General features: G+C 65.5%; 18 protein-coding genes and 1 pseudogene. 8 read left to right on the top strand and 11 right to left on the bottom strand.

Features of this window, described 5'->3' with window-relative positions; translation table 11 throughout:
• Nucleotides 1–78 precede the first annotated feature (78 nt).
• A complete protein-coding gene (locus KF791_13015) occupies nt 79–2,805 on the top strand; it encodes an adenylate/guanylate cyclase domain-containing protein (GenBank protein MBX3733503.1) in 2,727 nt (908 codons plus the stop codon).
• A gap of 280 nt (nt 2,806–3,085) precedes the next feature.
• Here the strand turns inward: KF791_13015 and KF791_13010 are convergent, their stop codons facing one another.
• Nucleotides 3,086–3,847: a hypothetical protein gene (locus KF791_13010; GenBank protein MBX3733502.1), complete on the bottom strand. Its 762-nt coding sequence runs from the start codon at nt 3,845–3,847 to the stop codon at nt 3,086–3,088.
• A gap of 163 nt (nt 3,848–4,010) precedes the next feature.
• Here KF791_13010 and KF791_13005 point away from each other — a divergent pair, with 163 nt between their 5' ends.
• On the top strand, nt 4,011–4,307 hold the full coding sequence (locus KF791_13005) for a DUF4372 domain-containing protein (protein MBX3733501.1): 297 nt from the start codon (nt 4,011–4,013) through the stop codon (nt 4,305–4,307).
• 331 nt (nt 4,308–4,638) lie between these two features.
• Entirely contained in the window at nt 4,639–4,905 is a 267-nt protein-coding gene (locus KF791_13000) for a hypothetical protein (protein ID MBX3733500.1), read from the top strand.
• A 456-nt stretch (nt 4,906–5,361) separates the two neighbouring features.
• Here the strand turns inward: KF791_13000 and KF791_12995 are convergent, their stop codons facing one another.
• Genes KF791_12995 through KF791_12980 form a run of 4 tightly spaced genes read right to left on the bottom strand, consistent with a single transcriptional unit; the run spans nt 5,362 to nt 10,072 of the window.
• Nucleotides 5,362–7,659 (bottom strand): hypothetical protein, encoded by a 2,298-nt coding sequence (locus KF791_12995; GenBank protein MBX3733499.1) that lies wholly within the window; start codon nt 7,657–7,659, stop codon nt 5,362–5,364.
• Nucleotides 7,656–8,918, bottom strand: coding sequence for a hypothetical protein (locus KF791_12990; GenBank protein MBX3733498.1), 1,263 nt, complete (start codon nt 8,916–8,918; stop codon nt 7,656–7,658). Before KF791_12990 ends, KF791_12995 begins: the two co-directional genes overlap by 4 nt.
• 26 nt (nt 8,919–8,944) lie before the next feature.
• Complete coding sequence (locus KF791_12985; protein MBX3733497.1) at nt 8,945–9,391, bottom strand: HRDC domain-containing protein; 447 nt, start codon at nt 9,389–9,391, stop codon at nt 8,945–8,947.
• A gap of 48 nt (nt 9,392–9,439) precedes the next feature.
• Nucleotides 9,440–10,072 carry a formylglycine-generating enzyme family protein gene (locus tag KF791_12980; protein ID MBX3733496.1) on the bottom strand — a complete coding sequence of 211 codons (633 nt, stop codon included), beginning with the start codon at nt 10,070–10,072 and terminating at the stop codon, nt 9,440–9,442.
• Between the two features lie 283 nt (nt 10,073–10,355).
• Here KF791_12980 and KF791_12975 point away from each other — a divergent pair, with 283 nt between their 5' ends.
• The gene (locus tag KF791_12975; GenBank protein ID MBX3733495.1) at nt 10,356–11,111 is read left to right on the top strand and encodes a DUF1573 domain-containing protein; all 756 of its coding nucleotides are present in this window, start codon (nt 10,356–10,358) and stop codon (nt 11,109–11,111) included.
• A gap of 199 nt (nt 11,112–11,310) precedes the next feature.
• On the opposite strand, the gene KF791_12970 is transcribed toward KF791_12975, so the two are convergent.
• On the bottom strand, nt 11,311–12,366 hold the full coding sequence (locus KF791_12970; protein ID MBX3733494.1) for a galactose mutarotase: 1,056 nt from the start codon (nt 12,364–12,366) through the stop codon (nt 11,311–11,313).
• A 487-nt stretch (nt 12,367–12,853) separates the two neighbouring features.
• Between KF791_12970 and rpsA the strand changes: the two genes are divergently transcribed.
• From rpsA to KF791_12955, 3 genes are all read left to right on the top strand, one after another.
• Nucleotides 12,854–14,533, top strand: a complete 1,680-nt coding sequence (gene rpsA, locus KF791_12965) for a 30S ribosomal protein S1 (protein MBX3733493.1) — start codon at nt 12,854–12,856, stop codon at nt 14,531–14,533.
• Nucleotides 14,534–14,676: 143 nt separating this feature from the next.
• A complete protein-coding gene (gene msrA / locus KF791_12960; GenBank protein ID MBX3733492.1) occupies nt 14,677–15,312 on the top strand; it encodes a peptide-methionine (S)-S-oxide reductase MsrA in 636 nt (211 codons plus the stop codon).
• A gap of 28 nt (nt 15,313–15,340) precedes the next feature.
• A complete protein-coding gene (locus tag KF791_12955) occupies nt 15,341–16,276 on the top strand; it encodes an endonuclease/exonuclease/phosphatase family protein (GenBank protein MBX3733491.1) in 936 nt (311 codons plus the stop codon).
• A gap of 15 nt (nt 16,277–16,291) precedes the next feature.
• Here the strand turns inward: KF791_12955 and KF791_12950 are convergent, their stop codons facing one another.
• From KF791_12950 to KF791_12935, 4 genes are all read right to left on the bottom strand, one after another.
• Nucleotides 16,292–19,594 (bottom strand): efflux RND transporter permease subunit, encoded by a 3,303-nt coding sequence (locus KF791_12950; protein ID MBX3733490.1) that lies wholly within the window; start codon nt 19,592–19,594, stop codon nt 16,292–16,294.
• On the bottom strand, nt 19,591–21,309 hold the full coding sequence (locus tag KF791_12945; GenBank protein ID MBX3733489.1) for an efflux RND transporter periplasmic adaptor subunit: 1,719 nt from the start codon (nt 21,307–21,309) through the stop codon (nt 19,591–19,593). Before KF791_12945 ends, KF791_12950 begins: the two co-directional genes overlap by 4 nt.
• Before the next feature lie 14 nt (nt 21,310–21,323).
• Nucleotides 21,324–22,751 (bottom strand): TolC family protein, encoded by a 1,428-nt coding sequence (locus KF791_12940; protein ID MBX3733488.1) that lies wholly within the window; start codon nt 22,749–22,751, stop codon nt 21,324–21,326.
• Between the two features lie 140 nt (nt 22,752–22,891).
• Nucleotides 22,892–23,278, bottom strand: coding sequence for a hypothetical protein (locus KF791_12935; GenBank protein ID MBX3733487.1), 387 nt, complete (start codon nt 23,276–23,278; stop codon nt 22,892–22,894).
• Nucleotides 23,279–23,480: 202 nt separating this feature from the next.
• Between KF791_12935 and KF791_12930 the strand changes: the two genes are divergently transcribed.
• The gene (locus KF791_12930; GenBank protein MBX3733486.1) at nt 23,481–24,350 is read left to right on the top strand and encodes an SMI1/KNR4 family protein; all 870 of its coding nucleotides are present in this window, start codon (nt 23,481–23,483) and stop codon (nt 24,348–24,350) included.
• A 289-nt stretch (nt 24,351–24,639) separates the two neighbouring features.
• Here KF791_12930 and KF791_12925 read toward each other — a convergent pair.
• A pseudogene (locus tag KF791_12925) lies at nt 24,640–24,747 on the bottom strand (tyrosine-type recombinase/integrase).

Below are 24,747 nucleotides of genomic sequence, written 5' to 3'. Positions count from 1 at the left end.
CTCAATCTGCTCTGAACTGGGTACACGATGCCAGGGTCGCCCAACAATCGGCTGGCGGTGTGGGCGGCGGCGGCGAAAATGACCACCCGAAGCGCCCGCGTCGTTCGGACGCAGGCAGGCCGGTCACCGGACTGCCGCGAAGCGCCAATCCCCGTCATGTCACCCCCGTCAAAGTGCGTCACCTTCCTGTTCACCGACATCGAGCGGAGTTCCATCCTGTGGGAAATGCATCCCCAGGCGATGGGGCGTGCCCTGGCGCAGCATGACGCCCTGATGCGCGCGGTGTTCGTCGAGCACCGCGGCCACGTGTTCAAGACCATGGGCGACGCCTTCTGCGTGGCCTTCGAGAGCACGCTGGACGGACTCCTGTCGGCCACGCTGGCCCAGCGGCATCTGGCCGCGGCCGCCTGGGAGGAGACCGGACCGCTGCGGGTCCGGATGGCGCTGCATGTCGGCGAGGCGGAGCAACGCGACAACGACTACTTCGGGCCCACGCTCAACCGGGTGGCGCGACTGCTGTCCACCGCCCACGGCGGCCAGACCCTGCTGTCCTCCGTGGCCGCCGAGCGCACCCGCGCGGCCCTGCCACCGGAAATCTCCCTCCGCGACCTGGGGGAACGTCGCCTCAAGGACCTCAGCCGTCCCGAGCGCATTTTCCAGGTGGTGGCGCGCGATCTGCCCGCGGATTTCCCCCCGCTGCGGTCCCTGGAGGTGCTGCCGAACAACCTGCCGGCGCAGGTCACCACCTTCATCGGACGCGCCCGCGAGATGGCCGAGGTCAAGCGGCTGCTGGGGAGCTCGCGGGCGGTGACGCTGACGGGGCCCGGCGGCACCGGAAAGACCCGCCTGTCCCTGCAGGTGGCGGCCGAGGTTCTTGACACCCTTCCCCATGGAGTCTGGCTCGTGGAACTGGCGACGATCACCGATCCCGGCCTGGTGCCGGAGGCAGTGGCGACGGCGCTGGAGATCCGGACCGAGGCGGGACGTTCGGCGCTCGACACCCTGCTCGACGCGCTGCGTCCCCGGCACCTTCTGCTCGTGCTCGACAACTGCGAGCACCTCATTGCGGCGGTCGCGCGCCTGGCGTCCACACTCCTGGCACGGTGTCCGCAGGTCCGGATTCTGGCGAGCAGCCGTGAGCCCCTGAACATCGCCGGTGAGTCGCTCTGGCCCGTGCCGGCGCTGACCGCGGCGGCGTTCGATGGGGACGTCACCGGACTGGAGTTCGCCGACCTGGCGCAACTGGAATCGGTCCAGTTGTTTGTGGATCGGGCGGCGGCGGTCCATCCGGGCTTCGCCCTCACTCCCGGGAACGCGCGCGAACTGGCGGAAATCTGCTGGCGCCTCGACGGCATCCCCCTGGCCATCGAGCTGGCGGCCGCGCGGGCGAAGCAGCTTCCGTTGCGCCAGATTCTGGAACGTCTGGATGACCGGTTCCGGTTCCTGACCGGAGGCAACCGGACCGCGCTGCCCCGGCAGCAGACGCTCGGCGCCCTGATCGAGTGGAGCCATGACCTCCTCCGCCCGCAGGAACGGGTTCTCCTGCGGCGCCTGACGGTGTTTGTCGCCGGACGCACGCTGGAAATGGCCGAGGAGGTTTGTTCGGGCGACGGTCTGGAGCGGACGGAGATCTTCGACCTCCTGTCGTCGCTTGCGGACAAGTCGCTGCTCATGGTGGAACGGGGGGCAACAGGAGATCCGCGCTACACCCTGCTGGAATCCATCTGGAGCTTCGCCGACGAGCAGCTCAGCCGGCACGGAGAGAGGGACCGCTTCCGCCGGCGCCATCTGGAATACTTCGTCCGCTTCGCCGGGCGGGTCGAACCCGAGCTGTACGGCGGACGACAGAAGGAGTGGCTCGACCGGCTGGGTGTGGAGCACCACAACTTGAACCACGCCCTGCGCTTCAGTCTCGAGAGTCCGGAAACGATCCCGTCCGGCCTGGCGCTCGCGGCGGCGCTCGTCCGCTACTGGGAGGTCCGCAACTATTTTGTGGAGGGCTATGAGCATCTGTTGCAGCTCCTCCAGGCAACCCCGGCCGAAGAATCCGTGATCCGGGCCCGGGCCATCCAGGGGGCCGGCCGGCTGGCCTGGTGCCAGGATCGCGACCCCGACGCCCGGCGCCACTACCGGGAGGCGCTGCGCCTGTACCAGGCATGGGGCCTGGCCTCCGAGGCCGGGTTTGCGCATGCCTTTCTCGGCTTCATTGAACGGAATGAAGGCCGCACCGGGGAAGCCCTCGCCCACTTCAAGCAGGCGCAGGCGGTGGGCGAGACGCTGCACTCGGACCGGCTGCTGGCGCTGGTGAGCAACGGACGCGGGAGCCTGTCCGCCGACGCCGGCGACTTCGCCACGGCGCGGGAGTTGAAGGAAGCGGCGCTGCGCACCTATCAGGCGCTGGGCGACCCGTGGATCATCGGCCTGCTGCACGGCGGCCTGGGACGCGTCTGCCTCGCCCTGGGCGACGCCGCAGCGGCACAAGGCCACCTTCAGCAGGCGCTGACGATCGCCCGGGACTTGGGAAACAAATGGGCCGTCCCCCACGTTTTGGAGACCATTGGCGACCTGCTGGCGGGCCGGGGGAAGCCCGAACGGGCGGTGCTCCTCTACGGTGCGGCCGCGGTGCAGCGGGAGATGCTGGCCCAGTCGTTTTCCCGTGTGGAACAGTCGGCCCACGACCGCGCGCTGCGGGATCTCCGACAGCGGGTCTCCGCCGATCGCTTCGACGCGGAGTGGCAGCGGGGCCAGGCCCTGTCCGTGGAGGCCGCGGTGCAGATCGTCCTCGAGGAACCGTGGATCCGGTGAGCGCCCGGCGCGACTTCAGTAGCCCGGCGTCAACTGCCGTCCCAATTGGGTGATGCCAGGAGTGCCCACGTGTTGGTGGACAAGTAGCACCATCAGCTCCTGCCCTGTCGGGACTCCGATCTGATGCAGGCCATTCGCTGGCTTGCGAACCCCACGCTGGACGCTTCATCTGGGTGCACCCGGCGGCCACCAAAGGCTGCAGAGAGTCTTGACCCCAACCTCGGAAGACGAACCCGGCCGGGCACCCATAAGATCGGTGGACGCCCTGAAGGTTGCTTTCTCAGCATTCGGCGTAGAGCGACTCGAACTGCGGGTGGACCCAAAGAAAGCGGCTGTTGTTCCGATCCCAGACCCGGACCAATCCAATGCGGCGGGAGTGCTCGTGCAGTTCGGCGGCCGGGTCGAGACCGAGTTTTTCGCGAATGATTTCATGCATGTCCGCCAGCCACCTGGGATCGGCGCACCACGGCTTGCGAGGGTCCCAGGTGTCCCCCCCTGGATTCATGTCAGGTGGGAGCACCGGGCCCTTGGAAAAAAGCTCGGCCGGGACCGTCTTGAACGCCTCGAGAACGGGTTGGGCAATCGAGTCGGAACCTCCGAAGGCGACAGACAGGACACTGCCGGCCCCCAACAGCCGCCCCAAGCCCAGGAAAAATGGCCCAAGCCTTCGGACCCACTCGACCGATGATTCGATCTCAAAACGCCCAGGAGAATCCACGCCATTCTTGAGCCAGGAGACCGGAAGCAACGAATGCTCACAATGGACATGCAGGATAACTTTCTTGGCGAGGCGCGGCCCGATGTCCGTCCAGAAACTGTAGGACTCGGCTGGCTGAAAACTGAACAGACTCGGTCCCCGGCGGCTGGTGTCCTCATCATTCGCCCGAAGGACCTCGAACATGACAGTTTTCAGTTCAGGCAGGTATTTCTTGATGGCCGCTTCGACCACCCCGTCCAACCGCCCGCCTGATTGATGGAGGCTCTCAACCACTTGGACCAGCAGCCCGTCCAGATTTCGGGCTGAGCTCAGGAGCGTCCTCATCCCATCGCGGATCTCGTCAACCCCCTCTCGAAGTATTTTCAGTTCGCTCAACACCTTGTCCTCGGTGGCACGGCCAAAATGCAATCACAGCCATCCCATAGGAAATGGGGTGGAAAAAGGCTGAGTTGACGTTTTGCGGGCGGGCGACGCAGCCTGTCCGTGAATGAAAAAACATCTCAACTCAGCCCGCAGCAAGTTCACGATTCTCGGCCAGCTTTGCAAACTGATTCCGCCGCACTTGGTGGCGTCCTTGGCCAGGGAGCACCGGGCGGAGAGCAAGGCCCGAACCTTTAGTCACTGGAGCCATGTGGTGGCCCTGATCTATGGAAAGCTAAGCCATGCATTCGGTCTCAATGACCTGTGCGATGCGCTGCTCTACTCCGGCCTTGTCCGCCATCCGCGGGGCCACCCTCCACACACCGCAACGCCCCACCCTCTCGCGCCAATCAAGGCGGCTTAACAAGATGGCGGAGGATCTGTTTGCAGCGCACCCTGGAGAGCATTTGCGAGCAGAGTCCGGGTTTCGGGGACGGCGGCTGTCAGGGCGCCTGAGGCTGATTCAAGGCGACGATCCGTGGTGGACTCGACCACGATTGAACTGGTGGCCAACTGCATGCCCTGAGGCTCCAGCACCGGCGGCGACCGCCGCCAAAGTATGTGCGCCTCAATTTTCAGTCGCTGTTGCCGGGTTACGTGGTGGTGGACACCGCCCGGGAATCGGATGCCGGCCGGGCTCGGAAACATTGCGCGGGCTGAAAACAGGGAAGTGGTGGTTTTCGACCCGTGCGTACATGTCGATCGGAAGCACCTCAAAGGACCTTTCCGATCGGGAGGTGGTCTGGGTGACGCGCGCTGGAAGGAAGGGATGGTGTGCGACGTCCTGGAGCGGCGGGAGAGGTGCCCCCAAGGGGGAAAAGATCCTGGCCGACGAATGGGTGGCCCTGAGCAACGGCAGCTTTCCGCACGCCGGATCCGCGCGCTGGTGGAGGTGGACGGGCCGGGAGCAGGAGATGGTCTTTCTGACCAACGAACTGAGGTGGGCCGCGAGCACGAGGTGATAGCGTTGGCCACAAAGCACAGTGGGAGATCAGGGGTGTTCATTCAAACAACTGAAACAGACGCTCAGCTCTGAGCTCTGATCGGAGTATAAGCGCCAATGCAATCCGCTGGCAGGTCTGGACGGCATTCACTGGTTCATTTGTTGTTGAGATACAACCCCGGGCGCATGAATGGACGCTTACAACACTGGCGGCTTTGCCTTGGTGCGCTCTCAAATATGGCAAACGCTGGATCTGCCGGGATTTTTAAGGGCGCTATGGGACGAAAAGCAGGGCAGTTACCGCAACTTGGCGCGGCCGGAACAAGGCTTTTTCCCACAATTCTGTTGAAGCTGTGGGACAGCACGACGCCGGAAATGCCCCGCTGGATTGACTGATGTAATCCTTAAAGTCATTTTCCTCTGCCGTAACGGAATTCCAATGGATTCCGAACCTATCCCATTTGTAAACGCCTCCCTATGGGATGGCTGTGAAATGCAATCCGCCCAAGGTTCGTCGCACATCAATTTGGAAATCGCACGTGCCCTGTCCGCATTCGAGGACCGTGACCTGCCGTCCTTGAGGGCCAGGTTCAAGCCAGCGACGCAGCCGTTCGGGCGAAAAATACCGGCGGCAATCCAACCCTTGAGCACATTCGATTTGCGTACCAGCCTCCTCGGAACTCACCGGCTGGCAGGCCAGTTCCTCGTCATAGTGCACCTGCGTCTTGAACCGCTGGTTTACGTCGGCCAGGAGTTGATCAAGGGCGCTGAGCACCCAGCCGCTCAAATGGGTGGATCCTTCGAAATAGATGCAGTGCCTTTCCAGGTGGACACGGGCGTCTCCCCAAGACCGGTCCCGCAGTCGGAGCCCGCGGCGCCAGTGGGCGGCGTTAGCCAGCGACTGCCGTCCCTGGGCCTGGGGATGCAGCCGAACAATCAACCGCCAGAAGATCCCCTGGGCAATCCACGGGTTGAGGTCCGCTTCTGAAGCCTCCGGCTTCCACCCGCGGCTCTTGAGCGCCAGGCGCAAGGCAATCGTTCCCCGGGAAGACCAGTCCCGATCCCAAGTTTCCGGCTTTCCTGCGAGACGCGCGGGAACCAGATACCATTGCGGCTCCCCACCCTGGCCGTCGCGGGCAGCCGTCGCGACCGCGGGTCCGAGGGGCTGGATCATATCAAATTTCCGCATCAACCTTCGGAAGATGGGAAACAGGTACGCGGGATATCCGGGCTCCGGATTCCCCGACTCATCCCGCGTTCCAGGTGCGGTCCAGATCTTGTCCATGGCCGACGTCGGTACCAACCCGGCACCCAAAGGCGTTTCCCGGGTTTCTACTTCGGGAACGGAGGAGGCCTTTTCGAAGACATAGGAGATGGCCTTGCCCAGCCAGGCAGGTTGTAGGACGACGTAGTCGCGGAGGACGGACTCGTCTTCGAACCAGACGAGCCGCCCCAGCGCATTCATGGTCCGCCCCAGCGCCTCCACGGGAAGTTCCCGGCCATGGCTCCGGCAGATCCCCACGAATTCCTCCCACCTAAGAATCGGGGTGCGACCGCCCAGGCATTCCCCGACTGCCTCCTCCCAACGGGCGGGAACGGACTGGGTGAAGGTGGCGTCCTCTACAATCTGGTTTCGGACCCACTTCGACACTTCCGAAATGCCGTACCGTCCCCCACCCGCAGAATCATCATCGCTGTCCACGCTGACAAACCCGTGGAGGATTCCCGCCCCATCCGGCCCAAAATCTCTGAGGAGGTCGAATTTGTTGTCCGGTTCATGCCGGTCGCGGCTCCGGTGAAACGTCGCCACCACCAGCACCCGGGCGCGTGCCCCTTCGCGCTGGCATTGATGGATCAGCCAGAGCCACTCGAACAACTGGCGCTCCGACTCGGATTGGCCGCGGTTGGGATCCCACACCAGGAGGTACAACGCGGGAGCAGTGAAGAACATCTGATGGGTCTCCCGCATCTCCTGCTGGCCACTGAAGTCCCAGCAGTTCAGCTGCACCGGATTGCCGTGGCCGCCGGCTCCCGCCAGTTCCCAGCGTTCAATCTTCAATCCATGGGTGGTGGACAACGCGGCGTCATGAGGGAGGCCTAGGAGCGCACGCAGAAGCGAGCTCTTGCCCACCCGCCCCTCTCCGACGAGGAGCAGCTTTCCCTGAGGTTTCCCGGATTCCTGCTGCAACGCCCGCAAGTAGGCCAGCAAGGTCTCGCGGCCGGCTCCGGCCGCCGCTTCCGCCTGGAGCGGATTCCCGCCCAACTCCAAATGAACGGCAGAATCGCCCGGGGTCCCTTCCCGCTCTAGCAACTTGATGAACGTTGATGGCAACGCCTCCAGCGCGTTCCCGTGCAGATCGAGTTCCAGCAATCGCGGCAAGAGGCCGATGGACTCGGGCAGGTGCCGGAGCCGGTTTCCGCGCACGTACAGCCGCTGCAGGCCGCTGAGCACCCCCAGGCCGTCCGGCAGGGACTCGAGGGCGTTGAAGTTGAGACCCAGCCATCGCAGTTCCGCCATGGACGTCACACCGACCGGCAGCCGGGTCAGCCGGTTGCCCGACAGGTCGAGGTACCTCAATCGCTTCAGGTTCTGCAGCCCGATCTCCGGCAGTTGCCGTTCCCCGGGATTGAATCGCCCCTCCAAATCTTCATCGGTGAGCCCGAGTCCGGCGAGGTTGAGCCCTTCCTTCCGCTGAATCAGAACTCCGGACCCGTCCAACTGGACACAATCGGCAATGCGCTGGCGGGCCAAGTGAAGGCCATCTGTGTTCATTCAGCTTCCTTGGGGTGGTCCCCGGCGCCCGCCTTGGCAGAGCGGGCCGTCGGCCTCTCCGCTACCAACCGGCGCCGGGGCGCGTGGGTTTTGTCCAGGCCCGGAGGGCCTGGAGCCGGAAGACGGGCCTGTTCCATCGGGGCATCCCCGCATTCCGCCGGAGCTGGGGCAGGGCCGGAAGCCGATGTTGTCGTTCCGGTTGCCGGGCGCGTTGCCGTTGCGGTTGCCGGACGCGGCGTTCTCGCCGTTGTTGTTCCAGCTGCCGCCGCGCAGCGCGCGGTCCCTGCCTGCGGCCCGTCTCCCAAATCCCGGACGACACGCCGACGCCACTCCAGGCATCGGGCATGCCCAATAAATGCCCCCAGCGCCGTTCCGCGATCCTGCGCCTCCCTCTCACAAACCTCCCCTGCCAACCAAGCAGTATGGAGCCGGCGGATGTTCCGAGAGTACCGGCGACGGCTTCGGCGCCCCAAACCCGCCCAATGGGGATGAATCCGGTGGCCGAGAAAATCCATTCCTTGATTCGACCGCTGAATCGCGACCGTTTTGAACGTCAATTCAAGGGGCGCGGTCGCGAAGCGGATAATGCGGTCGCGCGCACTGAGGGCGGCGTCGCGCGTGCCAAACCAAAGCGCCATATCGTCCATATATCGCACGTAACCGCCGGGGCGGATTTCCTGAAGGACCAAGGTGTCCAATGCGGTGAGGTAAAAGTTGGCCAGATGCTGAGACACTAAGGTTCCGATGGCCAATCCATAGTTCGAGCCCTGCCGGTAGGCTTTGACCAGGTTTATCAGGAGCCTCACGGCTTGCCGCTCCCGAAAAACCCGGTCCAAGAACGACTCGAGCCTGTGATGAGGCACGCTGTCAAAATACTTCCTCACATCAAGCTTCAGAAACCAAGGCTGCCTGCCCGCAGCCCGGCAGGCAGCCTCCACCGCGGCAAAGGTCCCCAGTCCCATCCGGCAGGCGTACGTGTGAGAGGTCAACCGTCGGTCAAGCACTGGTCCGCACACGTTCATCGCAGCGTGATGCAACACCCGCTCCCGAAACACTGGGGCCGTGATCCAGCGTTCCTTCGGGTCGAAAATTCGAAACTCGTGACAATCGCCGCAGTCTGCCGCTCCCGTCATCAACTGCTCCCTCAACCACTCCATCTCGTCCTCGAACCCTTCCAGATAACGGATGACTTCCGGACGCAACCGCCGGCCCCGCAATGCGCGACGGACTGCGAGGAGCACGTTGTCCCTCCCAATCATCCTCTCCAGCAACCCGCCCACCGACCTCATTTCTCTCCTCCTTCGGCGAGGGACGCCAACACCTCGGCTCCGTACCTGGCAATCCGCGCCTCTCCCAAGCCGTCTATGCCCTTCAAATCGTCCACCGTTCGACACTCCCGGCGAACGATCTCAGCCAGTTGCGCGTTTGTGAATACGGCGAACGGAGGCTGGCCCTCCCGATCCGAAAGGGTCTTCCGCAGCGCCCGCAGTCGCGCATACACCTCAAACTGTTTTGGAGGCAGGATCTCGCGATAGTCCACCCGGGTCGCCGCGCCGCCGACTTCTGTCGCCGCGCCCGTGTATTCGATGCAAAAGGCCCAGGAGCCCACGCTTCCCGAGCCGCACCACTCCCGAGTGACCCGGACCACAGTGTGAGTGGCGAGAAAGGTGTTGAGCGCCCTCGCCGCTTCCGCGCTGGCATCAGCGGAAACCAAAAAAAACGCAAATGGCATAGTCTTGCTCTCGCGGCCCGGCCGGGCCGTCGCTCGGTCGTCCCTCCCTCACTCCTTGCCCTGCCTCCTGCTCCTTTCCTTCACCGCTTTCCCGGTGGAACTGGGGCAGGGCCGGAAGCCGATGATGCCGTCCCGGAAGCCGGGCGCGAGGCCGACGCGGGCGCCGGACGCGGCGTACCCGCCGAGGTCGTTCCAGCTGCCGCCGCGCAGCGCGCGGGCCCCGCCTTCGACCTTGTCGTCACACCACTCCCACAATTGGCCGTGCATGTCGTGAAATCCCCATACGTTCGGTGGGAAGGATCCCGCTTCAGTGGTCCTCGTTCGAAACAACCATTTAAAGGCCCCCGCGCCACTACCTCCTGGGAAATCCCCGTTGAAATTGGCCATTTGGGAGTTCAGGTACGCGCCCTCTCCCAAGGCGAACGGGCTGGCCGTGCCTGCCCGGCAGGCGTGCTCCCACTCCGCCTCCAAGGGAAGGCGCAATCCGGCCTTTCGACAAAACGCCGAGGCGTCTTCCCAAGACACGCTGTCCACCGGATGCGAATTCCCGCGTCCTCGCTGGCTGGGATTGTTCCCCATGACCGCCTGCCACTGGGCCTGGGAGACGGGATGTTTGGCGAGCCAAAATCCTGGAAGCCCAGTCGTTCCTGGCCCGGTGATCGCCCCGACCTCGTTGCCCATTGCGGAACGTTTTCGTGGTGCGGCCGCTCCATGCGGACACCAACAGAAAACCATCGGAACTTTACGCTCACCCAAGGTGATGAAGCACTCCTGTCCTGGAAACTTTCCCGTGAGGTCAGCGCTCAAAGGAACGGGTTCCAAGAGCGGCATCGCGTCGGAGGCCATCGCCAAAGGCAACCAAGGCTCCCCGATGTCGTCGAGGCCATTCCGGGAATTCATCGCCCGCCGTCAGGATTTCTTGTCCTTGACCCCGCGGACGCGTCGTCACTTGCTGCCCTCACCAATGGCGAAGATGCTGCACGCGATGCGCATGGCCGCGGCGATGCTCCTGGCCACGGGATCCCTCGTCGGTGACCCGGAGCCCCCGCAACTCCCGCAACTCCTGGAGGTCCTCGAGCCGCTGCAGGACTTCGGACGCGTCCGCGCCGGCACGCGGATGCTTCACGAGTTTCGAGTCACCAACCAGGGCAACGAAACGGTCGAGATCACTGCGGTCGAAACCTCCTGCGCGTGCCTGGCACCCGGAGTGTGGCCCGCAAAGCTGAAGCCGGGCGAAAGCGCCACCCTGCCCGTCGAGTTGCACACGGAGCCCTACAGCGGCGCCGTCGCCGAGCACCTGACCGTCCGCACTCGTGTCGGGCCGGGGGATGGGGCGGTGCTGACCCTGGACGTTCGGGCGGTGGTGTGGCGTCCGCTGGAAGCAACGCCGGCATCCGCAGTGTTCGAGGCGCGTCCGGACGCCCCGGAGTCCGCCACCTGCACGATCCGCATTGTCAATCAGCTTTCGGAACCCGTGGAACTGAAGGCGCCGGAAAGCAGCCATCGCGGAATTGAGGCGACGCTGCGGTCCGTGGTGCCGGGACGCGAGTACGAACTCATCGTGCGGGCCGTGCCGCCGATGGGACGGGGCAACGTCTTTGGGCGCGTCTCGATGGCAACGTCGTCCCCGGAAATGCCCGTCCTGGAAATCCCGGTCCACGCGCTGGTGCCCGCCCCGCGCAAACGCACGGTGGAGGCGGCAGCGCCTGGAAAACCGTGAGTACGTGCGGCCCTCCGCCGTTTTCGGTGCGGGCCAACGCGTCACCGGCAAGCGACCGGTGGACACTTGCCTTTGGCTCAATCGCGGGGCGTCTCGGAGCGTCGCATCGTTCCAAAACGGCGCGGGGGCGCCGTACTCCACAGCGCCCGCGCAGCACCTCCACCCGCGGCGGGCGCGAACCACCCCGCGGGGCCATTCCTCAGCCGCCGGCGATGCCCAGTCGGAAGATCGTCGTGGTGTCGTAGGTTTCCCCCGGACGCAGGACCGCCTTGGGAAAGTTGGGCTTGTTGATGGCGTCAGGAAAATTCTGGGTCTCGAGGCAGAACGCGCCGAGCGGCGGAAATCGGAGACCGCCGTTGCACTCGTAGCCGTCAGCCGGGAAATGGTTCGCCGTGTACAACTGCACCCCGGGCTGATCGGTGAAGACCTCCAGCATCCGTCCCGAGGCCGGATCCGTCACCCGTGCCGCCAGCGCGAGCGAACCGCCGCCCGCATCCAGCACGAAGTTGTGGTCATATCCCGGGGGCTGCAGGCCGGTGGACCGGATGCGGTCGCCGAGCCGCCGCGGCCGGGTGAAGTCGAGCGCGGTGCCCTCCACCGGCGCGAGGACGCCCGTGGGGATCAGCCCTTCGTCGGTGGGCGTATACCGGCTGGCAAACACTTCGAGCACCTGATCGTCCACGGTGCCGCGTCCAGCGAGGTTGAAGTAGCTGTGGTTCGTGAGGTTGACCGGGGTCGCGCGATCGGTGGTGGCCTGATAGTGGATGCGGAGGTCGCCGGTCTGCGTGAGCGTGTAGGTCACGGTCATCCGCAGGGTTCCCGGATACCCCTCATCGCCGTCCGGACTGACATGGCTGAAGCGGACCGAGGCCTGCCCGGGTGTGAGTTCGTAGCCTTCGATCTTCCAGAGCTTTTTGTCGAAGCCGACCCGTCCGCCGTGCAGGTGGTTGGGACCGTTGTTCGTGGCCAGGCGATAGGTCGTGCCGTCGAGCGTGAATTCGCCGCGCGCAATGCGGTTGGCCACCCTTCCGGCGATCGCACCGAAGTGGGGGTGTCCCTGCAGGTAGCGCGGGAGATTGTCGAACCCGAGCACCACGTTGGTGGTCTGGCCGTCGCGGTCCGGCACCAGGAGTTCGGTGAGGATGAGCCCGTAGTTGGTGAAGCGGGCGGTGATGCCGGAGGCGGTGGACGCCGTGAAGCGCATCGCCTCGGAGCCATCGGGGAGGTGGCCGAAGGAATTCTGATCGAGTTTCATGAGGGAGCGTCCGGACCCCGCCGATTTCGAGAACGACCCCGACGGGACCGGGTTCCAATCGGCTGCGGCGAGCCGGCGGCACGGTACCCCCAAAATGGCGGTCGCCCCAAGGGAACCCAGCAGGGCACGGCGGGAAATCAGGACGGAATTCACGGGAATGGTGTCCGGAGTGACGCAAATCGGGGTGCCGAAGGCAATGGGATTGGTGCCGGTGGGATCCGAGCCGGCGGGGGAATTGCCTTGATCCGACCCGCCGTCTGCCTAGCCTCCCTCCGCCTGCCGTCACGTGTGTGGCGGCGTCAGAGGCTGAGAAACACCGATAAACGCATCACCTGAACTTTAAACCTCCGTTGCCAACCGCAACGCGGCAGAGTTGGGCACGGAGCCTTCGCGCCGGGCGGCGCTTCTTCTCATCGCCCACGCCAAGCTCCCGTTTACCGGCGACACGATCCCATTGTTGAGTTCATTCGTTCGCCCCGTCATTCCCATGGCAGTCACCACGCAGCAATTCGCAGAAATGCTGAAGCAGTTCGAAAAGCCGCTTCAGACCGGTCAAATCGTCAAAGGCACCGTCATCGAGATCCGCCCCAAGGAGGTCATCATTGACGTCGGCGGCAAGTCCGAGGGCGTCGTGCCCGGCTCCGAGATCCCCGACTTCGACTCCCTCAAGGTGGGCGACACCTTTGAGGTGCTGGTCGAACGGTCCGAGGACAAGGACGGCAACATCCTCGTCTCCCGAGAGAAGGCGGAGTTCAAGCAGAACTGGGACCGCATCCAGACCATCTGCAACGAGGGCGGGACCGTTCAGGGCAAGGTCAAGGCGGTCGTCAAGGGCGGCCTCGTGGTGAACATCGGGGTCGAGGCGTTCTGCCCGTCGTCCCAGATTGACATCTCCCCGCCCAAGAACCTGCAGATCTACGTGGGCAACGCCTACGAGTTCAAGGTCGTCAAGCTGAACCCCGAGCGGCAGAACGTCGTGCTCAGCCGCCGCGAACTGGTCGAGGCCGAGCGCAACAGCCGGCGGGCCACCCTGCTCCAGGAACTGGTGCCGGGCGACATCCGCAAGGGCGTCGTCAAGAACATCACCGACTTCGGCGCCTTCATTGACCTCAACGGTCTCGACGGCCTGCTGCATATCACCGACATGTCCTGGGGCCGCATCTCCCATCCGAGCGAGCTGCTCCGTGTGGGCCAGGAACTCGACGTCGTCATCCTCGACATCAACCGGGAAAAAGAGCGCGTCTCCCTCGGCCTCAAGCAGAAGGAGGCCAACCCCTGGGACAGCATCGAGTCAAAGTTCCCGCTGGGCGCCAAGGTCAAGGGCAAGGTGGTCAATCTCGTACCGTACGGCGCCTTCATCGAGCTCGAGCCGGGCGTCGAGGGCCTCGTGCACGTCACCGAACTGTCCTGGACCAAACGCATCGCCAAGCCGTCCGACGTGCTCAAGGTCGGCCAGGAGATCGAGGCCGTCGTCCTCGGCATCAACCGCGAGGAGCAGAAGATCAGCCTCGGCATCCGCCAGCTCGAGGCCAACCCCTGGGACGTCGCCCACGAGAAGTATCCGTCCGGCACCCAGGTCAAGGGCACCATCCGCAACCTCACCAGCTACGGGGCCTTCCTGGAGCTGGAAGAGGGGCTCGATGGGATGATCCACGTGTCCGACATGTCGTGGACCCGCAAGATCAACCATCCGAGCGAGGTCGTGAAGAAGGGCGATGTCGTCGAGGCGGTGGTCCTGGAGGTGGACAAGGCCAACCAGCGGATTTCGCTTGGCATGAAGCAGCTCTCCACGGATCCGTGGGAGGGCATTGACCGGTTCTTCAAGGTCGGCGACCTGGTCCAGGGCAAGGTCTCCAAGCTCGCCAGCTTCGGCGCCTTCGTCGGCCTCGATCACGACATTGACGGCTTGGTCCACATCTCGCAGGTGAGCGAGGAGCGCGTGGACAAGATCAAGAACGTGCTCAAGGTGGGTGACGACGTGACCGCGCGGGTCATCAAGATTGACCGTGTGGAGCGGCGCATCGGCCTCTCGATCAAGGCCGCCAACTACACCCAGGAACAGATCAAGGAGGAGCAGAAGCTCCTGGAGCAGCTCAAGCCGGGCGAAGACCTCGTGGCCCTGGAGCACGCGTTTGCGGCGGCCGAGGAGAAGTTCAGCAAGCAGTAGGCGCTGGTTCCGTTCCGTGCCTCCCCTGGGGCGCGACCCGGCCGGGTCGCGCCCTCTTCTTTTTCCGGAGGTCCCTCCCCACTCCTCGCGATTGTCGGACGGGAGTTGCCGTGCGAGTCTCGCACCCTGAAACTGCTCCTGACATGAAACGGATCCTCCAACTGGCCCTGCTTCCATGGATGGGTTTGATGCTCTGCCTGAGCCAGCCCGCCCCGTCGGTTCCCCCTTCCCCGAAAAGCCCTGCAAAACAGCCCGAGGTCCCGGCGGGCGCCGAGACGATCACGCTCGGCGCGGGATGCTTCTGGTGCACCGAGGCGGTCTATCAGCAGATCCCCGGGGTCCTTTCGGTGACCTCCGGCTACATGGGCGGCACGGTTCCCGATCCGACCTACGAGCAGGTCTGCACCGGCGAAACCGGGCACGCCGAGGTGGCCCTTCTGGTGTTCGATCCCCAGGTCACGTCCCTGGAGAAGATCCTCACCAAATTCTGGCAGATCCACGACCCGACCAGTCTGAACCGCCAGGGCGCTGATGTGGGGACCCATTACCGTTCGGCCATCTTCTACAACAGCGATGCCCAGCGGCAGGTCGCCGAGAAATCACGGGACGAAGCCGCCAGGGACTTTGCCAAGCCCATCGTCACCGAGATCACCCGGGCCACCGCGTTCTACCCTGCGGAAAACTACCACCAGAACTACTACCGCCTGAACAAGGACCGGAATCCCTACTGCCAGCGGGTCATCGCGCCCAAGCTGAAGAAGGCCGGCCTGAAGGAGTGATCGCCGCCGGTCGCAAGCCCTCCATTCCATGTCCCGCATTGCCCCGCTCCGCCGGGCCGCACTGACCGCAGCGCTGCTGATCGCGCTGACGCTTGCGGCGACGGGCCAGACGACCGCTCCACCGTCATTCCGCGTCGCGACGTTCAACCTGGAGAACTACCACCTGAAGGCCACGGGAACCCGGCCCGTCAAGTCGCTGGAAAGCCGCCGCCAGGTCGTCGCCCAGATCACCGCCATCCAGCCCGACGTGCTGGCCCTTCAGGAGATCGGCCAGAGGGAAGCCCTCGAGGAACTGCAGGGGCGCCTGCGGGAGGCCGGTCTGGACCTGCCCCATCTCGAACACGTCGGCGGCTGGGACACCAACATCTTCGTTGCCGTTCTCAGCCGCTTCCCCATCACCGCCCGCCGCCCCCACTCGCGGGAGTCCTTTCTGCTCAACGGACGGCGCCTGTTCACCAACCGCGGGATCGCCGAGGTCGAGATCGAGGTCACACCCCGGTATCGCTTCACGCTCCTGACGACCCACCTCAAGTCGCGTCGTCCATCGTCCGTGGCCGACGAATCCGACCTGCGCGCCGCGGAGGCCCGCATCCTGCGGGACAAGGTGGATGCCCTCCTTGCCGCGTCGCCCAATGCCAATGTGCTGGTGTGCGGCGACTTCAACGACACGCGGGACAGCCCGCCGATCCGCACACTGCTCGGACGCGGCAAGACCGCGCTGACGGACACCCGCCCCTACGAACGCAATGGGGATTCGAAGAAGGAGGACGGATTCCGCACCGTGACCTGGACGCATTTTTACGGCAAGGAGGACACCTACAGCCGGATTGACTACGTGCTCCTCAGCAAGGGCATGGCGCGCGAGTGGCGGGCCGAAGGGAGTTATGTCTATTCCGGGCCCAACTGGGGCCTGGCCTCCGACCACCGCCCGGTGGTCTGCGAATTCCACGCGGTCAACCGTTGAGCGGACGCCACGCGTTCAGCGGTTGGCCAGCGCGCGCTCGCGCAGCCAGGCGACGAGCACCGGGGTCACGATCAGAATGTGCAGCAGCGAGCTGACGCTGCCGCCGATGACCGGGGCGGCCAGCGGCTTCATCACCTCCGCGCCCGCACGGGAACTCCACATGATGGGCAGCAGGCTGGCGATGGTCGTGGCCACGGTCATGATCTTCGGCCGCAAGCGCAGCCGTGCCCCCGAACGGATGGCGTCCAGCAAATCCTCCCGGTTGAACGCCGCGCCGCGCTCGGCCCGCTTCCGCTCCAGCGCCTCCTCCAAGTACACGACCATCACCACCCCGGTCTGGATGGCGATGCCAAACAGGGCGATGTACCCGATCCAGACGGCGACGCTGAAGTTGTAGCCGAGGAGGTACTGGAGAAAGACGCTGCCGCTCAGGGCAAACGGCACGGCAAGGATGACATGCGCCGCCTCCCCGGCGGATTGATAGACCGCGTACAGCAGCAGGAAGATGATCAACAGGGACATGGGGATGACGATCCGCAGCGTGCGCTCCGCCCGGAGCAATTCCTCGTACTGTCCGCTGTACTCGATCGTCATGCCCGCGGGCAACCCAGGCAGGATCTCCGCCGCCACGCGGCGCTTCACCTCGTCCACAAACCCTCCCAGATCGCGTCCCTGAACATTTGCCTGCACAAACACCCGCAGCCGCCCGTTCTCGCTGGCAATCTCGTTGGGTCCCGTCACCCGGCGCAGGGTGGCCACCTGGCCCAGGGGGATCTGCAGCCCGGACGGCGCCGTGATCAGAATGGAACCCAGCCGGTCGAGGTCGTCCCGTTCATCGCGCTGCAGCCGAACCTGGATGGGGAACCGTTCGCGTCCCTCGATGGTGGTGGTGACATTCCGTCCGCCGATCCCCACCTCCACGGCATCCAGGACCCGCCGGACGTCGAGCCCGTGTCGGGCCATCGCTGGACGGTCCACCTCTACCTCCAGGTAGGGCTTTCCCTGCACGCGGCTGGGGGACACCCCGGTGGCTCCGGGGATGGATTCCACCACGCGCTGCACCGCAAAGGCTTGCTGCTGCAGGGCGTCGAGGTCGTCTCCCAGGACCTTGACCCCAAGCTGGGCCCGGATCCCGGTGGCGATCATCAGCACGCGATTCTCAATCGGTTGAAGAAACCCGGGCACATACCCCGGCACGGCGGTCAGCGTCCTCGTGAGCTCCGCCACCAGGCCCTCGCGCGTCATGCCGTGGCGCCACGCGGGGTTCCGCACCGTCCAGGGGATGGAGAACAGCCCAAGCACTGAACGGCGTGTGGTCAGGTACTCCGGCTTGAGCACGATCGTGGTCTCGATCATTTCCACCGGGGCCGGATCGGTCGCGGTATCCGCGCGCCCGAGCTTGCCCGCGGCGCTCGCCACCTCCGGGAGCTCGCGGATGACGCGGTCCTGCCACGCCATGATGCGGTTGACCTCGGACAGCGAGGTCGCCGGCAGCAGCACGGGCATGAACAGCAGGGAACCTTCGTTCAATGGCGGCATGAACTCCTTCCCCATGCCGCCGAGCGCCCGCAGCAGCGGCGTGGGCAGGCCGGCATCGCGCAAACGCTGCCACACGGGACGCGGCAGTCCGAACGCCAGCACCAGCGCGACCCCCAGCAGCAGGGCCGCAAGGCCCAGAACCGCGCGACGGTGATCCAGCGCCCATCGGAGCGCCGGATCATACAGACGCAGCAGCCATCGCATCACCCGGTTGTCCTCCTCGGAGCGGAACGGCCCCCGAACCAGCAATGAGCACAGCACCGGCACGACGGTCACTGCCAGGATCGTGGCCCCGACACAGGCGAAGGTCTTGGTGAAGGCCAGCGGACGGAACAGCTTGCCCTCCTGTCCGCCCAGCACGAAGACCGGGAGAAACGCAAAGATGATGATGGCCATCGCAAAGAAGATCGGACGTCCCACCTGTCGGGCCGCGGCCAGGGTGCATTCCCAGGTCTCGGCTGACGACAACCGGACGGGACCCGTGGCCCCGCCACGCGCCGCTTCGCGCAGCTCGCAATGCCGGATCACATTCTCGGTCATGACGATGCCCGCATCCACCAGCACCCCGATCGCGATGGCGATCCCGGAGAGCGACATGATGTTGGACGAGATGCCGAACTCCCGCATGAGGATGAAGGAGATCAGGATCGAGAGCGGCAGCGGGATGGTGACGATCAGGATGCTCCGGAAGTGGAACAGGAAAATCACATGCGCCAGGGTCACGAGCAGCATTTCCTCCCACAGGGCGTCTTTGAGAGTGGCGATGGTTCGTTCGATCAAGTCGCTGCGGTCGTAGAACGGCTCAATGGAGACTCCCGGAGGCAGCGCCGGACGGATCTGTTCCAGCCGCTCCTTCACCGCCCGGATCACCGCCATCGCGTTCTCCCCGGTCCGCATCACGACAATGCCTCCGACCACCTCGCGGCCGTCCACGTCGAGGGCGCCGCGGCGGAAATCACCGCCCAACTGCACCGTGGCAACCTGCGCCAGCGTCACCGGAGTCCCGTCGGCCCCCGTCCGCAGGACGATCTGCTCCAGATCTCCAACTCCCCGCACGAGGCCCACGCCGCGAATGACAAACTCCATGCCGTTCTCATCAACGGTCTTGCCCCCCACGTTGAGGTTGTTCGCCGCCACCGCCTCCAGCACCTCCTGAAGGGAGATGCCCAGGGCACGCATCCGCAACGAGCTGACCTCGATTTGATACTGCTGGACGAACCCGCCCAGGCTTGCGACCTCCGCCACCCCGGGCACGGCGTTCAACTGATACCGGACAAACCAGTCCTGGACCGCACGCAGGCGCCCGAGGTCATACCCACCGTCCGGTGCCACCCGGGGATCCACCTGCAGGTAATACTGGTAGATCCATCCGAGTCCGGTGGCATCCGGGCCCAACTGCGGAATCACGCCCGATGGCATGAGCGTGGTCAGGTAGTTCAGACGTTCCAGCACCCGGGACCGGGCGAAGTAGTTGTCCACGTCGTCGCGAAAAATCACCGTGATCAGGGAGAACCCGAACATGGAGGTGGCCCGCACGGTCTTCACACCGGCGAGACCCTGGAGGTTCACCGACAGGGGATAGGTGACCTGATCCTCGACTTCCTGGGGACTGCGCCCGGCCCAGTCTGCAAAGACAATCACCTGGTTTTCGCTCAGGTCCGGAATGGCATCCACAGGCGTCGAGTACACCGCCTTGATCCCCCAGACGGCCACCAGCAGGGCGGCGCACAGGACCAGGAAGCGGTTGCGCAGCGACCCGGTGATGATGGCGTTGATCACGGGGCGACCTCCGTGCCGCAGTCCGGCATCTCATCGCCGAAATACGGGTTGCGCAGCGGTCCGGAGAGCTGCAGCCATTCCGCACGCGGCGGGGCGCCCGGAAACGACCGCCGGGTCATCGGACACCGGTAAATCTTCACCTCTCGGAACGCCGGGTCCGAGGCGCGCACGCGCTGGGCGACGGGAACCAACACCCCCATCAGCCCGTGGAACTCCCGGCGCGCCGACTCGAGATCCGGCGCGGCCTCCAGATGCCCGGCCCGCGCGAGGGCCGCGCCGGTGGGTTGCCATTCTGGCGAGGCCTTCAGGGCACCCGCCAGCGATTCCGTAGTGCGATGCATCAGCTCCACCGCGGCGTTGAAAGCCCCCAGATCATCCGCCGCCAGCGCCCGGGCGAGGGCATCCGCGCCGGTCAGTGCCGCCTGAAGAGCGAGACGCTGCGGTGCCTCCAGCGGCACGGCCGGCAGCCCGGGTTCCTCGAGCGGGGACTCCGCCGCCCCGACGGCCACCGCGTTCAACTGGGCCTGCGCGTCCAGCATGAGGGCCCCGCGCGTGACCACCCGCTCCCCGACGGATACGCCTTCCAGCACTTCAATGTCCTCGTCACCCCGCAGTCCCAGCCGTACCGGCCGCGGTTCGTAGTGGCCCGGGGCCAGTTCCACAAACACCATCGGACGTCCCCCGGGGTCCAGAACGGCACTGCGGGGAACGGTCAGGACCTCCGGCGCGTCGGTCCGGACCCACCCCGTTCCGTAGAGCATCCGCTGCAGGAGCCGCCTCGCGCGATTCTCCCCGGGATCCACCAGCGGATTTTCGATGGGCACCCGGGCGCGGGTGCTGCGCGTGGCCTCATCCAGACTCGGCGCCACAAAGGCAATGGTGTTGGTGAACACACGGCCTGGCACCGACGGAAAGGTCACCTCCACGGATTGCCCGGGCCGAATCCAGGGCAGGTCCTGTTCGTATACAATGAGCTCGAACCACAGGGTGCTGTCGTCCACGAGCTCAAAGAGGGCCTGTCCCTGCGCGACCGTCTGACCGGCGACCACCAACCGCTTGACGACGGTGCCGGTCATCGGCGCCGGGATTTCCACGTGCAGGTTCGTCTCCGTGAAGGTGGACGGCAGGCGGGCAATCTGTTCCTCCATCATCCCGAACTGCTGCAGTCGCAAGGCCGCCGAACGCGGCAGCGGGGCTGCCGGGCCGAAGTCCCGCACCAGGGAGAGATACTCGCGGAGGGTTCCGAGCAGCATCGGACTGTAGAGCAGCGCCAGGGGCTCCCCCGCCACCACCTCGGCGCCGTCGTAGTTCACAAACAACTGGTCGAGACGCCCCTCGACATAGGCCGAGATCACCCGCTGGCGGGTGGCATCCTGCTGCAACGTTCCAGCACCCCGGATCGTGCGGCGCAGGGCCTGACGAACGGCGGGCGCGGTCTGCACATCCACCACATGCAGGCTGTTCGAGCCCAGAGTGACCCGGTCGCCCGACATCTCGACCCCGCTCTCACCCTCGTAAACGGGCGTCAGCTCCATGCCACAAATCGTGCAGCGCCCCGGCTGGTCGGAGCGGATCCATGGATGCATGGAGGACTGGTAAAAGAGGATGCGTCGTTCGGGCGGTGACGCCGGAGTTCCCCCACGGGAACCGCGACCGGTCCACCAGCCGGCAGCAGCCGCGGCGATCAGGGCGATGAGGATCAGGATTGGCTTCATCGGAGGAGGACGGTTCAGCGGCCGGTGACAGGGATCGCTTGGGCGGCGGCGGTTTCCGCTTTTGAGCCGGATTCCCAGAGGGCATCCAGATCCTCCAGGCCGCAACACAGGAGGAGTTCACCCAGCGCGATCCACTGGCCGGCGATCGCCCGGGCCTCTTCGAGCTCCGCCTCCAGCCGGGCCCTCCGGGTGTCGAAGACCTCCGACAGGGTGCCGCGCCCCGAGGTCCAGGCCGCCACGGCGGCGGCATCCGCAGCGCGCGCGCGCGGCACGATGTCGTCGCGATACGCCAGCGCGGTCCGGCGCTCGGCGGCGATGCGGGTGGTCAGGCGGTACAGCTCCTCCTCCAGCTCCAGCTCGCGGTCGCGGGCGTCGAGCCCGGAGGCCCGTACCCGCGCCGCATCCCGCTCGATGTCCCGGCGATAACGGTCCTGGTTCAGCCAAGGCAGGTTGAGGGACAGCGTGAACATCCCCTGGCGAAAGCCCCCGTCGCCACCGTACTGCCATCCCTCGACTCCCAGACCGAGATCCGGACGCCGCCGCCGCCGGCTCACCACCAACTCGGCCTCGGCGACTTCACGTTCGCGATCCAGGATCCGCAACTGGGGCTCCGCCAGCCTCGCAAGACGCAGGAGCTGCGGCGAATAGGGGATCAATGGCGCCGGGTCCGGAAGTCCAAACGCCGGCAACGGGGCGTCGGGCCCTCGTCCGAGCCAGCGGTTCACCGAGGCCCGCGCCGCCCGGAGATCATCCTCCGCCGAGGCCAGGTCGGTGGTGCGCCGCGCCGCCTCACTCTGCAGCCGCAGGACCTCCACCGAAGTGCCCTCGCCGGCGCCGTACCGCGCCTCGGCCACCGTCCGGCCCGCCTCCAGCGCCACCAGATCCTCCTGCGCCAGCGCCGCACGGCGCCCGGTCAGGGCGGCATTGAACAGGGCGATGGAGAGATCCCTGCGAAACACCTGCAACAGGGCGGAGGTCCGCGCCGCCTCGACCGCCGCCTGGGCCTCGGCGCGCCGGCGGTTCGCCGTTTCCTTGCCCAGCACGGGAAGCTTCTGTTCAACCCCGTAGACGAGGTTGCCGAATTCGGACGGATTCATGCCCTCCGGACTGAAGATCGCACCACCCACACGGACTTCCGGGTCCTCGAAACGACGGATCCCTTCGGCGTTCAATGCTGCGGCCCGCGAGCGTTCCCCGGAGGCGGCGAGCGCCGGCTGATGGGCCCGCATGATTTGAACCCACCGCTCGACCACTTCAGGAGTCAAAACCTCGGGCGGGTCCGCTGCAGCCATCCGGACCGCGCCGCCGAGCGCCAGCGCAGTGGCAACGGCAGCGAGCGGCGGCACCCGCAGGCAGGGGCGGCCATGGCGGCGGGTGAGTGAAGCCTGAGGATGGCTCCGGGATACGATCCGGAGCCCTGGGAAAAGTCGGGAATGAAGCATGACCAGGGAGCACAAGAGTTACGGGACGGGAGGGCGGCGCGACTGGGGAGCCCACAGCCGTGCCACCGGCGGTATCCGGGCACGCGTGAGCGGGTCCTGCACCCGCGCCGGGCACACGACCTCCCCGTTGCAGGGTCAACTCAGATCAGCAGGGCGGCCTGCCGGAGGAACAAGGGCAGGCCCGGGGGGAGATCCCCGAATTGAGCCGTCCCGCGCCCCAAGGGCGGGGCATCGGGAGCTTTTGGCAACAGCCGGAGGACGCGCAGCAGGACCACAGGCGACAGATGCGATGGGCCATCGCCTGGAAGCACTGCCTGCAGGGGCCGTGAAGCCGGTGCATTCTCCGGAGACTGGACGCAGCAATGCGACGGACAGCAGGCAGCCGCACCCGACCGGCAGCACGAATCCCCGCCGACGGCAGCCCCCACCGAGGACCCATTCACACACCCGGCGCCGGCCGTCCGCAACGACGCCAGCGACACCAGCACCAGCAGCACGAGGCTGAGGAGCCGGAGGCCCGCCGGCATGCGGATCCTGTTGCATGCTCTGTCCACGATCGTGGAACCAAGGAAGCCGGATCCCCCAAACACATCAAGAGTTTTCTCCGAACCGATCTTCGGCCCCAACGGTTCAAGCGGCGCCGAACGCATTACCGCCACCGGAGAAGGAAGCTCGGAACCGAGGCCACCCAGGACCTGTCCCCTGGCCCCGCTCACTCGGGGGCGGCTGGTGGACGGCCAGGTCGGCGAGGAACTCGCTGGCGAGGACGTCCATGGGCCCCTCGACCTGGTGGGTCCGGATGAATTCGAGGAAACGCAGGACATGAACGCTCCACCAGTGGAGTTTTTCGCGGTTCAGTGGGACGCGCTGGCGGCTCCAGAGGCGCTGGAGCCAGGGCGGGTCGTCGCGAACGGCGCCAGCGGTGCGGCGTCCGCGTGGTGCTGGGGATTCGCGGGGACTGCGGTTCGTGGGATGGTCCACGGGGCCAACCATTCCGCAGCCTACGCAGACATTCCATTCCAGATTGACAAGGTGTCACATCCGGGCTGCGATTGGGGCAGTCTAAACAATGTTAGCCGGCCATTGTGTCGCACGCTTAAAATGACGCTCGATGAAGCTATCGAAGCTACCCTCCAGAAATGGCGCTCTCAGGGCGTTAACTTCAGACCGGGAGCGTCAGCCGAGACCATCCAGTTCTTCGAGCAGACTCATGGCCTGGTCATGCCGACAGACCTCAAGACATATTTCCAAATTGCCGACGGCATGGGCGGCACTGAGATGTGGGAGGAGGATTCCGACATGCTCGCTTTCTGGCCCCTGCCAACACCGGCTGACCTCGCTCTACCAGACGCTACAATTACTCACGTCGCCCCACTCCCGCTCGTCTGGTCGTCTGCACCCGAGACTCTTCGCGATCTATTCGTCATCGGCGACTGGTGCATCATGTGTTTCGCGTTCTGCGCCCGCATCACATCTACACGATCAGACACGACAGAGATCTACTACTACAACGGCGATCCGCCTTTTCGCATCGCTTCTAGCCTCGGAGAGTTTCTGCAGCGATACGTCGAGCATGGATTCGATGCTATTTTGCCGTGATGCCCAAAATCAGGGACAGGGCCGTTGCGGGCCGGGGTGCGGCGTCGGGGTGCTGACTCCGTCGGTGGCCTGTCCCCAGCGTCACTCTGCGATCCAAACCGCCAGCGGTGGCTCAACAGAGAGCCGTTCGGTCAACGACAACAATCGCTCCTCAGGCCTCCTCCGTCTCCACCCGGTAAGCCACATCGTCCACCACCGGAGGGACGCGCGCCGGCGAGGATGACAACGGATCGGGCACCGGGACCCGGTACGGCGCCACGTCCTCCTTCAAGCCCACCGGCAACCCCTCGTCGAGTGGACTGACCACCCCGATGCCGGGCCGGGTCATGACATGGGTGTAGATCTGGGTGGTCTCCACTCTGTTGTGTCCCAGCAGCTCCTGGACGGAACGCAGGTC

This window comes from Verrucomicrobiia bacterium (genome assembly GCA_019634635.1).
Lineage (GTDB): Bacteria > Verrucomicrobiota > Verrucomicrobiia > Limisphaerales > UBA9464 > UBA9464.
Note: the sequence above shows the minus strand (reverse complement) of the source record. Positions and strands in the feature narration are given on the sequence as shown.

Excerpts from the sequence above, each read along its gene's own strand:
- KF791_13015 (MBX3733503.1), top strand. The coding sequence starts at position 79 with ATGACCACCCGAAGCGCCCGCGTCGTTCGGACGCAGGCAGGCCGGTCA.
- KF791_13010 (MBX3733502.1), bottom strand. The coding sequence starts at position 3,847 with ATGAGGACGCTCCTGAGCTCAGCCCGAAATCTGGACGGGCTGCTGGTC.
- KF791_13005 (MBX3733501.1), top strand. The coding sequence starts at position 4,011 with ATGAAAAAACATCTCAACTCAGCCCGCAGCAAGTTCACGATTCTCGGC.
- KF791_13000 (MBX3733500.1), top strand. The coding sequence starts at position 4,639 with ATGTCGATCGGAAGCACCTCAAAGGACCTTTCCGATCGGGAGGTGGTC.
- KF791_12995 (MBX3733499.1), bottom strand. The coding sequence starts at position 7,659 with ATGAACACAGATGGCCTTCACTTGGCCCGCCAGCGCATTGCCGATTGT.
- KF791_12990 (MBX3733498.1), bottom strand. The coding sequence starts at position 8,918 with ATGATTGGGAGGGACAACGTGCTCCTCGCAGTCCGTCGCGCATTGCGG.
- KF791_12985 (MBX3733497.1), bottom strand. The coding sequence starts at position 9,391 with ATGCCATTTGCGTTTTTTTTGGTTTCCGCTGATGCCAGCGCGGAAGCG.
- KF791_12980 (MBX3733496.1), bottom strand. The coding sequence starts at position 10,072 with ATGGGCAACGAGGTCGGGGCGATCACCGGGCCAGGAACGACTGGGCTT.
- KF791_12975 (MBX3733495.1), top strand. The coding sequence starts at position 10,356 with ATGGCGAAGATGCTGCACGCGATGCGCATGGCCGCGGCGATGCTCCTG.
- KF791_12970 (MBX3733494.1), bottom strand. The coding sequence starts at position 12,366 with ATGAAACTCGATCAGAATTCCTTCGGCCACCTCCCCGATGGCTCCGAG.
- rpsA (MBX3733493.1), top strand. The coding sequence starts at position 12,854 with ATGGCAGTCACCACGCAGCAATTCGCAGAAATGCTGAAGCAGTTCGAA.
- msrA (MBX3733492.1), top strand. The coding sequence starts at position 14,677 with ATGAAACGGATCCTCCAACTGGCCCTGCTTCCATGGATGGGTTTGATG.
- KF791_12955 (MBX3733491.1), top strand. The coding sequence starts at position 15,341 with ATGTCCCGCATTGCCCCGCTCCGCCGGGCCGCACTGACCGCAGCGCTG.
- KF791_12945 (MBX3733489.1), bottom strand. The coding sequence starts at position 21,309 with ATGAAGCCAATCCTGATCCTCATCGCCCTGATCGCCGCGGCTGCTGCC.
- KF791_12940 (MBX3733488.1), bottom strand. The coding sequence starts at position 22,751 with ATGCTTCATTCCCGACTTTTCCCAGGGCTCCGGATCGTATCCCGGAGC.
- KF791_12935 (MBX3733487.1), bottom strand. The coding sequence starts at position 23,278 with ATGCCGGCGGGCCTCCGGCTCCTCAGCCTCGTGCTGCTGGTGCTGGTG.